Genomic DNA, 4,518 nt, shown 5'->3' with positions numbered 1-4,518 from the left:
ACCTGGTGGTCGACAACGCCACCAAAATCGCCAACAGCATTGCCCCGCTCTAGGGCCCGCCGGCGGCTGATCAAGTGCTCATACTGCTGGCCGGTCTTTGGGGCGCGGTGAAACTCTACAGCGATGCCACCGTCGCGAAAGACGCCAAGGGCACGCAGGCTGCCGTCACCGAGTTGACAAGCAATGCCAATGCGATTGCGGAGTTTCTGGCCACCGCCAACCCCAATCTGCCTGAAGCCACACAGGTCAATATGTTGTCAGCCCATGGCGGTCACCACATCGCCCAGATCGACGAGTTTGCCGCGCACGATTACGCTGGCGAAGCCCGCACCTGGGCAATGATGCGTACACACATCCTGGCCCTGGCCGACGCGTTGACCGGCGCGCTGGTCAAGCAATTCCCGGACAAGTTCTGATATCGCGCGAGGGCACACCATGCTGGAAGGACTGGGCCGAACACAGCAGGACCTGCTCAATGCACTGCTGCACCATGGGGGCGGCATGAGCATTGACGAGTTGGCCGAACACCTGGCCGTCACGCGCACGGCGATCCGCCAACACCTGGCGGCGCTGGAGCGTGACGCTCTGGTGCTGCGCGGCGACACCCGGCCGACGGGTCGTCGCCCCGAGCAGCTGTATCGGCTCACCGACCACGCGCGGGAGCAGTTCCCTCGCCACTATCAGCTACTGGCCAGCGTATTGATCGATGAGGTGGCGGGCATCATCGGCCCCGAAGCCCTGGCCTCGCTGATGCGCAGCATGGGCCGCAAACTGGCTTCTGATCGTGAACAGCAGGTCGTGGATGAAGCCAGGATCGTGCAGCACATGAACCAGGCGGGCTACGAGGCCGAGGTGTTTTTTCGCTCAGGCGACACGCCGGAAATCGTCGCGCATAACTGCGTGTTCCATCGCCTGGCCGCCGAGCACCCGGTGGTCTGCGAACTCGACCTGGCCTTGATCGGCGCGTTGGGCGGCGGCGAAGTCGAGCACAGCGAGTGCATGGTGCGTGGCGGGCATGTCTGTCGCTTCAGGTTGCGACCGAGTGAAACCCCGGACCTCGCGACTGACGCTGCTCCAGCCGATACCGATCAGCCAGCCTAGCGTTTGCGTGACAGCCGTTGCTGCCAGTTTCCGGCGTTGTCCCGCTGGCAGGCTTCTTCAGAGTCGAGCATCGCTTGGGGCGACGTTCTGTGGCAGTGAGAAAATGCCACCGCCGACCATCGAACCAATCACCAAAGCGATCAGTTACCCAACCTTGAGTTTGTCTCTGGAGGCCGTGACTAGGGTTTGTTTGTCGGGCTCGAAATCTTTATCCAACTTGCCTACAGAATCGACCATTAGATCACCTTACCGAATGGGTATCGCTAAGGTAGAAAACAGACCACCCCGTAAAGTCGCTTTTGCACTGCATGACCTTTCAAGTGGTATGTGCAACGGAACGGAAAGCACCTGGGAACAGCAATCAAATGGTAATCAGTACTAAGAGCGTCGCAGAACTCGAAAATGCTCTGCGGTTCAGTACTTCTGAATCTCTGGTGGAAGAACATGAGGCGTATTTACGCGTTCTTCCAGTTTCGCCGCGCACTGCTCGGCGGAAATGTGATCGGAAAACTTCAATGTCATACCATAGGCCTCAACCAGCCAGATTGGCTTAGTCGATCCGGTGAACTCATCAGACTGCGCTCCCCCACTCCAAGCCTCAGTACCTCTTGCCTGAAGCGCCTTCTCTCCACGAGTGGCTTCTGATCAGACGGCAAGCGACTGAACCCAAATTAGCCGGAACTAATTGACCAGAACTGACATATTACTGATTCAAATGCGCAGCGTCCCTTGGCAAGGGCCGGCATGGTCCCTACCCGGCACGCGAACCGGCCATGAGTTTTCACTTCGATTGGAACTCTTTTCATTAAGAATGGAATCAACGCGAGCAGTAAGTAGGCTGGAGATGAATGAGAGGCAGGAACCCTCTCTCCAAAACGACCCAGGCATCTTGCTGATGGAAGATCACCCCTTTCAGCGCATCGCTGCCTTCCAACGACCACGTCTGACCTCCAGAGAGATTCATTAGATTTTGAACCAGGGTCATTAAAAGCTGAATCGGCCCGTAATGGCCCTACCCTTCACCGACATTTAATTTGACTGAAGCAACCATTGCAGAAGCTGCGCTTGATCGATTACAACCCTTGCCAACGGGCAGAAATCGGCCAATAGCTGACTGTCGAATAATCATCGAAAATGACTCAAATAGATAACCGTCCGGTAGACACGTCTTGACGAATTCATCTTAGGGCGACGGCGTGAGCAAGGTGCCCTTGTTGACGATTGCGGTGGGTGGTCAAGTCCATGCACTTACGCAGCTGGGATAAAGCGAGTGAGCCTCGCGACCGATGTTAGGTTGCGCGCCCTTTCCCGCTGAAGCGAGCGATTCACCTCAATCGAACCAATGCAGCCAGACCCCCCCATAAAAAAATTTACCTAACGATCGTTAGATAGGTGTTGACGTGCATCGAATCGTTCGCTAAGGTTTGTCTACCTAACGTTTGTTAGGTGGCTCAACCACCAACCTGTAGGATCGACCATGACTACTAAACTTCAGCTTTTCACTTCGCCTTCGGCCTTTCCGAACCCACAGCGTCTGCGTCTGTTCATGCACGAAAAAGGCATCGCTGACCAATTTGCCGAGACCATCTATGACATGTCCCCTGTAGGCGAACAGCGTGGCTGGCGTCATTTGAATATGAACCCGTGGGGCGAAACTCCCACCCTCCAACTGGCTGACGGTAGCTACATTTCCGAAACGGCTGCCATCGTTCGTTATCTTGACCAAGAGTATCCTGGTCGCAAGATCATGGGAGAGACCGCACTGGAACAGGGTCTGGATAACATGTGGGATAACCGGGTGTGGGTGCACATCCTGTACCGCATCGTTACAGCGTTCCACGTGTTGCACACCGGACTCGGCTTCAAGCTAGAACTGACCAAGAATGAGGCTTGGGGCGAACACTGCCGGAAGGAAGCTTTGGCTCACGCTGCACTGGTCAATCGTCATCTGTCAGACGGCCGCGAATGGCTGCTCGGCGGAGATGCCCCGACCTTCTCGGACATTACCCTGGCAACCGCGATCGCCTTCTCGAAATTCCCGGTCAATGCCACTCCACTGGACGAGCGTTTTGAGTTCCTAGATGCGTACTGGCAGCGCTGGACAAAACGTCCAAGCTTCCAGGCTGCCTACGCTGATCACAACAGCGGCATTCCTGAGCTGGATTCGCCAGCCCAGTAACAGCTTCTCAATGGAAACTCCGGTACGCCGAGATCGCCACACCCCTAGCTTTCTCGGTGACCGTAGTGATCTCGCTAGTGTCGGCTGGCGGTGCCGCTTGCTAAACCATGATGGAACGACTTCTGCCTGAGCACCCAAGTCGCATTGAACTCACTGCTCTCACTGACAATCTACCTGTCACACGGTAGGCCTTTGCTGTAAATTAGCTTTCCCTATTTAAGAGATCGTCCCAAGACGAAAGGCACCAAGATGAGCGTCAACTCCAAGGAAGCCATCCTGTTGGCGGCCAAGAAAATTGCCCAATCGCAGGGCTACAATGGTTTGAATTTCCGCGACCTTGCGCAAGATGTAGGTATCAAAGCGGCGAGCATTTACTACCATTTTCCAAGCAAAGCCGATCTGGGTATTGCCGTTGCCAAACGATATTGGGAGGACGGTGCGCTCGCGCTCGAAATGATCGAATCAGAAAGTGCGTCTCCGATTGACGCTCTGCGTCGCTTTCCTGAAATTTTCCGCCGATCACTTGAGGCCGACAATCGTCTCTGCCTGGGCAGTTTCATGGGCGCTGAAACCGATACTTTACCCATTGAAATGACGCAAGAAATTCAGACCTTTGCTGATGTCAACATTGCATGGTTAAGCAAGCTTCTATTGGCTGCGAAGTTGTGCGAATCAAGTGAGAGTGAATCTAGAGCACGTGCAATTTTCGCAGCTATTGTCGGTGCCCAGCTCTTTGCTAGAAGTCGCTCGGATATCTCGCTTTTCGATGCCCTGGTCGATTCATACCGCGCGTTCGGACCTCTGCCGACTTAGCAACTGACTGCGACTCGGTTCGGCGAACGGGCGGCTTCGGCGCATGCGCGTCCAATGCGAAGCGGCGTAGCTGTTGCGAAATTGCACTCCACCTGACCACCTGATTACATCGGTACTGACCGCTCGATTGAACTGCACTTGACCAGGCGTTTGCATTCGATCTGCCAAGCACGCTTAGTAACCATGATCGACTGAGAGCTGCTCGTTGCTGTCGGTAGCGACAGGCAGAAATCGGCCGATTCTGTTGAAAAAGTCGGTTCGCCCAAACAGCCCGGTCATCGACTGGTTAAAACGCCTTTTTTGCACACTGCTACGTGAAATCCGAGTCCGCAAGCCTCTGTCGAAAGTAAAGATTTCAATMTCGGACGCATACTTTTCTGCTGCGCAAACCATGGTCGACTTTTTCAACAGAATCGGCCAATAGC

General features: G+C 55.1%; 4 protein-coding genes and 2 pseudogenes. 4 read left to right on the top strand and 2 right to left on the bottom strand.

Annotated elements, in window-relative coordinates; genetic code table 11:
- A pseudogene (locus tag ACXRVY_RS17955) lies at nt 1-416 on the top strand (hypothetical protein); the annotation flags it as partial.
- A gap of 19 nt (nt 417-435) precedes the next feature.
- Nucleotides 436-1,101 carry a helix-turn-helix transcriptional regulator gene (locus ACXRVY_RS17950; RefSeq protein WP_223457605.1) on the top strand — a complete coding sequence of 222 codons (666 nt, stop codon included), beginning with the start codon at nt 436-438 and terminating at the stop codon, nt 1,099-1,101.
- A 72-nt stretch (nt 1,102-1,173) separates the two neighbouring features.
- Here the strand turns inward: ACXRVY_RS17950 and ACXRVY_RS17945 are convergent.
- A pseudogene (locus tag ACXRVY_RS17945) lies at nt 1,174-1,338 on the bottom strand (arginine-ornithine antiporter); the annotation flags it as partial.
- A 1,240-nt stretch (nt 1,339-2,578) separates the two neighbouring features.
- On the opposite strand from ACXRVY_RS17945, the gene ACXRVY_RS17940 reads away from it, so the two are divergent.
- Both ACXRVY_RS17940 and ACXRVY_RS17935 read left to right on the top strand, forming a co-directional pair.
- Complete coding sequence (locus ACXRVY_RS17940) at nt 2,579-3,280, top strand: glutathione S-transferase family protein (protein WP_076030804.1); 702 nt, start codon at nt 2,579-2,581, stop codon at nt 3,278-3,280.
- A gap of 249 nt (nt 3,281-3,529) precedes the next feature.
- Nucleotides 3,530-4,093, top strand: coding sequence for a TetR/AcrR family transcriptional regulator (locus ACXRVY_RS17935; protein ID WP_218429190.1), 564 nt, complete (start codon nt 3,530-3,532; stop codon nt 4,091-4,093).
- 174 nt (nt 4,094-4,267) lie between these two features.
- On the opposite strand, the gene ACXRVY_RS17930 is transcribed toward ACXRVY_RS17935, so the two are convergent.
- The coding region (locus ACXRVY_RS17930) for a hypothetical protein (protein ID WP_458237896.1) at nt 4,268-4,518 on the bottom strand (251 nt) is incomplete at its 5' end.

It is taken from the genome of Pseudomonas sp. P5_A2_2, assembly GCF_054177685.1.
The sequence above is the reverse complement of the archived record's forward strand: the minus strand, read 5'-3'. Positions and strand labels throughout refer to the sequence as shown.